The sequence below is a fragment of the Nocardia exalbida NBRC 100660 genome (assembly GCF_000308575.1).
GTDB classification, from domain to species: domain Bacteria; phylum Actinomycetota; class Actinomycetes; order Mycobacteriales; family Mycobacteriaceae; genus Nocardia; species Nocardia exalbida.
In genome coordinates, this window is record NZ_BAFZ01000013.1 from 1 (window position 1) to 4932 (window position 4932).

The 4932-nt window shown below is 70.2% G+C and carries 3 protein-coding genes and 1 pseudogene; 3 read left to right on the forward strand and 1 reads right to left on the reverse strand.

From position 1 onward, the window contains the following. Together ON29_RS04160 and ON29_RS36855 are read left to right on the forward strand one after the other, a co-directional pair. A pseudogene (locus ON29_RS04160) lies at nucleotides 1-789 on the forward strand (hypothetical protein); the annotation flags it as partial. A 44-nt stretch (nucleotides 790-833) separates the two neighbouring features. Beyond that, nucleotides 834-3950 (forward strand): sacsin N-terminal ATP-binding-like domain-containing protein, encoded by a 3117-nt coding sequence (locus ON29_RS36855; RefSeq protein WP_051174849.1) that lies wholly within the window; start codon nucleotides 834-836, stop codon nucleotides 3948-3950. A gap of 8 nt (nucleotides 3951-3958) precedes the next feature. Here the strand turns inward: ON29_RS36855 and ON29_RS04175 are convergent, their stop codons facing one another. Beyond that, the gene (locus ON29_RS04175) at nucleotides 3959-4576 is read right to left on the reverse strand and encodes a TetR/AcrR family transcriptional regulator (RefSeq protein WP_210749991.1); all 618 of its coding nucleotides are present in this window, start codon (nucleotides 4574-4576) and stop codon (nucleotides 3959-3961) included. A 126-nt stretch (nucleotides 4577-4702) separates the two neighbouring features. Between ON29_RS04175 and ON29_RS04180 the strand changes: the two genes are divergently transcribed. Further along, nucleotides 4703-4932 (forward strand): neutral/alkaline non-lysosomal ceramidase N-terminal domain-containing protein (locus tag ON29_RS04180; RefSeq protein WP_040864812.1); only part of this gene is annotated, 230 nt, incomplete at its 3' end.

The window sequence follows — 4932 nt, forward strand, 5'->3', positions numbered from 1 at the left end:
GGCGGCGGGTCCCCGCTCTACGAGGCGTACGACGACGCGGCCATCGAGTTGATCTCGCTCGAGACGGAACGTTCTCGCGCTCAGCAGGATTCGGCCAAGACGGCATCCACGCGCGGCGAGCGGCGCCGTGCGGCTGCCGAGCAGGCAGAGAAGGCGACGGAGATCACCGAGGGCCGTATGGACTCGGGAACAGCCGAGGACGCCGTACCCGCCCGGGATACCGCGGTTGCCGGGGAGGCGGAAGTCGCCGAGGGCGGCGCGGTGGCCGCGGACGCTGCGGACGTCGAGAACGTGGGAGTCTCCCAAGGCGCTGCGGACATCGAGACCGCTCATGTTGCCGGGGATTCCGCGGTAATCGAGGCCGCGGGGGCCACCGCCCCCGAGGCGACCGGGACCGAAGTCGGCGCCGGCGCGGTCGGCGGCATCGATCCCGCCGATTCGAGCGTTCGGTCCTCGGTGCGTGCGACGCCCGGCGCGGACGACATCGCCGAGCCGCCGACCGCGCACGGCACCACGCCGACCGCTGATGCCGGTCCGGTGGGCGCTGCTGAGAACGAGCCGAACGCGGCGAGGGGCGACATCGGCACCAACCCGGCTCTCGGAACTGGCGATCAAGCGGACAGCGCTGCTGATGAAAGTGGTTCGGACAGTGTCTCCGGCAAAGCGCCCAGCCGCCCGGAGTCCAGCGCTGCGGACGCGCCGGTCGCCGAGCCCGACAGCGGCGCGAGCACCGATGACGCGCCGGAGGCCGAGGCACGGCCGGAGATCCAGTCATCGCCGCGCAACTGAGCGAGGCCGCCGATCCGTTCGGCACTTCGGCGCTGCGCGCGGCCGTGCTCGCCGCATGGCGTGATTCGCCGACGCGGTTGCGGGAGGATGCGGCCACCGAGAGCGACTTGGTGCGCGCGGGCTACCGCGACCGGTTGCTGACCGAGTTGGCGCAGAACGCCGCCGACGCCGCGCGCAAGGCGGGCGTGGCAGGCGCCGTCGTCGTCCGGCTCGACGGTCGTGACCTCCACATCGGCAATACCGGTGCGCCGCTGGACGTCTCCGGTGTGCACGCGCTCACCGCTCTGCGCGCGTCGGGGAAATCCGGCGACGGTTCGGTCGGCCGGTTCGGCGTCGGTTTCACCGCGGTGCTCGCGGTGAGCGAGGACATCGAACTCCGGTCTTCCTCCGGATCGCTGCGGTTCTCCCGCTCCGAGACCCGGGAAGCTCTGAAAGACAACGAGATCCGGACACCCGTCGTCGACGCGGGTGAATTCGATCCTCCGGTGCTGCGGTTGGCCTGGCCGACCGAGGCGCGACCGGCGGCGGGTCTCGACACCGAGGTGGTGCTGCGGCTGCGCGCAGACGTCGACGCCGACGCGCTGCTGGCCGCGATGCGCGCCGAAGCCGTCGATCTACTCCTGGAACTGCCCGCCCTGCACCGCATCCACATCGGCGAGGACGAATTCGTCAGCAGTGCCGAGGACATGGGCGACGGTATGTACGAGGTCTACGTCGACGGCCCGGGCAGCGAGCAGCGAACCTGGTGGCAGTACCGCACCCCACGCGCTCGCTGGTTGCTGCCGGTGCGCGACGGCAGGCCGGTGGTGGCCGCCCCCGATGTGCTGCGGGCGCCGACCAGGTCCGACGAGGAACTGTCGCTGCCCGCGCTGCTCGTCGCCGACATTCCGATGCAGCCGGATCGCCGCAGGTTGCTCCCCGGCGCCCGGCTCGCCGATTTGGCCCGTGGTTACGCGGATTTCGCTCGCGCCCTGCCACCACGCGACCGGCTCGTGCTCGTCCCCACACCTGGTTTCGCCCGCAGCGAGGCCGATGGTCTGCTGCGCGAAGCGCTCCTGCGCGAATTGCAAACGCAGCCATGGCTGCCCGTAATCGTCACCCACCGGCGCGCGCACGAAGGCCTCGTCGACACCGGGCCGCTCGCCGCCGACCTCGAGCCCCGCACGGCGGGCTACGCCGGATCGAACACCCTCGCCTCGCACGAAGCGGACAACGCACTGCCGCCCGCGGCGGCCGACCCAGAAGCGCGGGGCGTGCTCGATGGTGCGGGGCCGCATGCCGCGAGCGACTCGCCAGACCTGCTCGGCACCGAGCCGGGCGATATCCGGACTGCCGGAGCGGCTGATGCGCCCGGCGATGGTCCGCATGCGGCGATGGAGTCGTCGGATCTGCGGAGCACCTGGACGGCCGAAGACCGGTCCGCCGGACCCAGTAGCACTTCGGTGTCAGGCGAACCGATTCCGTTCGACATCGCCGGGTCCCCGGCGGCCGCCGTGGTGCAGCACCCACAGGACGTGGCCATCCCCACTCGCGCTTACGCCTTCACCGGTCTGACTCCGGAATTGGCCGCCCTGCTCGATGAGGTGGCCGGTCCGCTGGTGATCCCGGACCTCTCCGGGCGCCCGCACGCCGAGGCGATGGGTGCGCTGGACGTGCACCGGCTCGGCTTGGCGCGGATCGCGGAATTATCCGGGGGCCTGGAGCGGCCGCCGAGTTGGTGGCGGCAGTTCTATGCCGCACTGGAACCGTTCGTGGTCGATCCCCTCGCGGCGGAGGAACTGGGCGCGCTGGCGGTGCCGCTGGCCGACGGCAGGCTCGTCACCGGACCGCGCACCGTGGTGCTGGACGATCAGCTCGAGGTCGCGATCCCGGTGCACTGGGCCAGGCTGGCGCATCCCGAGGCCGCGCATCCCCTGCTGGCTCGGCTGGGCGCGCGGTCGGCCACCGCCGAGGATCTCTTGACCGACCCGGGCTTGCGGGCCGAGTTGGAGGATCACCCGGACGACCCCGACACCGCCGATGCCATCCTGCGTCTGGCGGCGCACGCGGCTCCGGAGGCACTGCCGTCCTGGCTGGGGCTGCTCGAATTGCCTAACACCGAGGGTGAATCGCGACCGGCCGACGAACTGCTGCTGCCCGGCGCGCCGCTGCGCGATCTGCTCGTGCCCGACGCGCCGTTCGGCACGGTGGACCCGGAACTGGTCGAGCGCTACGGCGCGGACGCGTTGCGCGCCCTCGGCGTCGGCTGGGATTTCGGTGTGATCACCGAGGCCGATCCCACCGGTCCGGACCACGATCTGGACGACGAGGAACACTGGTGGTCCACGCTGCCGGACGATCCGCCGGAGCTGGTCGCCGTCCGCGACCTCGACCTGGTCGACGACGCCGCCTGGCCGGACGCGTTGCGGCAGTTGGCCGCCGCGCCCCGCACCCGTCGCCTGCTGGCCGACGCCGACGGCTACACCGCGTGGTGGCTGCGCAGATACGCGCGGATCGACAGCACCCCACTGGGACTGTTCCGTCATCCCGCCGACACCGAGTTCGACGGGCTGTTACCGGCATTCGCCGTCGCAGGCGTCGATCCGGACGCTTGCCGCGCCATCCTCGCCGACCCGGGGACGATCACCGACGAGCTGGCCGCCGCTCTGCTGGAGGCGCTCGCGGACCCATCGAGAACGCCATCGCCGGAGGTTGTTTCGCGCACCCACGCCCGTCTGGCGGCTGCTGTCGCCGCGGGCTTGCTCGATCTCACCGATCTGCGACCACCCGATCGGGTGCGCGCGCTCACCGGCGCCGTGGTCGATCCGGCGGACGCGTTCGTCCTCGATCGCGCGTGGTTCGGTTTGGCGGTGCCGCCGGACCGATTGGTGGCGGGCGACACCGAAACCGCCTCGGCCTTGGCGGCTCTGCTCGACCTGCCGCTGGTGTCCGAGGCCGTTACCGCCGAGGTGGCCGAGACCGGCCGCCGCACGAGTTGGGCGACGGAGCCGCTGGGCGTCGTGCTGCGGCAGTTGTTCGCTTTGCCCCCGCAAGCGGGTGAGCTGGTCGTGCACCACGAATTGACGGTGCGGCTGAGCGGCGCGATCGAGGCCACGGTCGCGGTGCCCTGGTGGCAGACCGGCTCGGCCGTGCACGTCCGCGCGCCGGAACTGCGCGGCTGAGCGGACGGCTACTGGGCCGCGTTCTCGGTGAGCATCTCGCTGAGCAGATCCAGCTGTGCGCGCACGCTCTCGCTGTCGTTGTCCACCAGCCAGCGCAGTACCACGCCGTCGATGACGTTGAGCGTGAACCGGCTCAGCGTCTGCACCGGGACCGACCAGCGCGTGCCGGTCGCGTCGCGCGCGTGCTCGAGGATGTCGGCGACCGTGGAGTCGTTGAAGTTGTACTGCTCGCGCGCGATCGCGAGTTTCGCCGGGGTTTGCTCGCCTTCGCGCAACGCGTAAGTGGTTGTTTCGTAAGTGAGCAGCTGCCGTTCCGGAGTGGCTTCAATGTTGAGCCACATGAGTTCCAGTCCCGCGCGGATCAATTTTTGAAGGGCTTCTTTTCCACTTCCGACGTCCTGCCATACCGTTTCGTTTGCGTCGACAGAATCGCGTAATTCCATCGACAACGCTTTGACCAGCTCGGTCATCAGCGCGTCCTTGTTTTCGAAACAGTAATGCACCACACCGAGCGAGACACCGGCCGCCTGAGCGACATCGCGGGTGGTCACGCCCGCAACGCCCTTTTTCTCGGCAAGGCCGATCGCGGCCTCGATAAGGTGGGCCCGTCGTTCTTCGACGCTCAATCGGGAGGACACCCAAGGGAGTTAAGCGCCCAGCGCCCGCGCAGTCAATTCACGGGCCGGAAAAATTTTGACTGGACGAGTGACCAGTTGTGTGGTTCGCTGCATCGTGACAGAAGGGAGACGGGTATGCCGGTGTCGCGTAGAACTGTTCTGGCCCGGACCGCGATCGGTTCGGCCACGCTCGCGGCCGCGACGGTGCCCGGGATGACCGACGCGCTCGCCGTTCCGGCGGCGGCAGCGCCGGAATCCGGCGGTTACGAGATCGGTGTCGGACTCTCCGACATCACCGGACCGGCCGCCGAATGCGGGATGATGGGCTACTCCCAGCTCGAACAGCAGACCGCGGGCATCCACCT